2 pseudogenes are annotated in these 1,373 nt (G+C 65.0%); one reads left to right on the top strand and one right to left on the bottom strand.

Annotated elements, in window-relative coordinates:
- Positions 1-211: pseudogene (locus ACMO6A_RS01160) on the bottom strand (flavoprotein); the annotation flags it as partial.
- 328 nt (positions 212-539) lie between these two features.
- Here ACMO6A_RS01160 and ACMO6A_RS01155 point away from each other — a divergent pair.
- A pseudogene (locus tag ACMO6A_RS01155) lies at positions 540-1,373 on the top strand (LuxR family transcriptional regulator); the annotation flags it as partial.

Below are 1,373 nucleotides of genomic sequence, written 5' to 3'. Positions count from 1 at the left end.
GAACCGGCGGGGGCGTGAGGAAGTCGGGGGTGTATTTGGTGGGGGAGACGCTCGACGCGCTGCCGCCGTTCGGGCTGCCGTCGCCCTCGGCGGATGCGGTGCCGGCGCTCTGCTGCGGAGCGCAGCCGGCCAAGCCGGCGGCTCCAGCGGCAACGGCTGCGGTGGCTCCCAAGCCCAGGAATGCGCGACGACTCAGTCTGGTTTCTTTCATGTCCCTCTCTCCTTTCGATGAGAAGCGGGTTGGTTTTCCGCTGCCCGCTTCATCGCGAGGATTTCCGGTATGGAATCCTCCCCTGCGCTGCCAACCATACGCGCCCGCGAGCCTGCCCGCCACACCTGCGGGCGGGTGGTTTTTTGCGTTTAGGCCGGTGAGAAGCCCACCTGATACGGGTAGGGTATCGGATAGGATGCCTGATGGAACGGTGTATGAGTACGCGTTTGCCGTGGCGGGGGCTGTGCTGGGGCTCGAACCATGAGCCGGGGACGAATCCTTTTCGATGGGATATACTGGCGAGGAAGCAGACGGAGGGTAGGGGCCGATGAGCTGTTTGAAGGATCTGTTCACGGGCATGAGAGCGCGCGACGTCGTGTTCATGAGCGGGTATGCGCTGTATTTGACGTTCGGCTACATGTCGTTCGAGTCGCCGACGGTGCTCACCTCGTTGGGAGAGTCGGGCGCCATCGTGCAGTCGCTGTTCCTGGTGGCGGTGATCGCGGCGCGCATGGTGGTGTACGCGGCGATGATCGCGTTGGCGCGCCGGTCGGGGCGCGGGTTCTCGACGGCGGTCGTCCTCGTGTGCGCGGGCGTTGCCGCGACAGGGTTCATCGTCACGCGCATGGCTTTTCGGTTCGCAGAGTTCGTGCCGCTGAACGAGCTGGTCCCGTGGCTGGTGGCGGGCGGTTTGTGCTTCGGTGCGGGCGACGCGCTGATCAACCTGTTGTGGGCGCGTTTCTCGGGTACGTTCGATTTGCGGCGCGTGTACCTGTTCGTGCTCTTGAGCAGCGGGCTCAGCCTGATCGTGTACTTCGTTGTCACGCTGCTGCCGGCGGCGCTCATGCTGCCGGCGGGCGCGCTGCTGTTCTTCGCTTCCGTGGCGTTCTGCCGCCAGTGCCTCGCCGCGCGCGAGCCCATCGACGAGGAGTTCTCCGCGCCGGTGTTCAAGGGCGCGTTGTCGGTGCTGTGGCGTCCGGTGCTTGGCACGTCAATCCTGGCGTTCATGAGCGGTCTCATGCTGCAGCTTTCGATGTCTGAGGCCATCCCGCTGGGGACGTTCCAGTTCACGGCGCTTATCACGCAGGCTGCCGTGATCGCTGCCCTGTTGTTGCCCGCCTTGCTGGTGAAGAGCCAGCCTGGTTTGGGGTCGGTGTACCGT

Source organism: Eggerthella sp., from assembly GCF_048329335.1.
Classification (GTDB): domain Bacteria; phylum Actinomycetota; class Coriobacteriia; order Coriobacteriales; family Eggerthellaceae; genus Eggerthella; species Eggerthella lenta.
The sequence above is the reverse complement of the archived record's forward strand: the minus strand, read 5'-3'. Positions and strand labels throughout refer to the sequence as shown.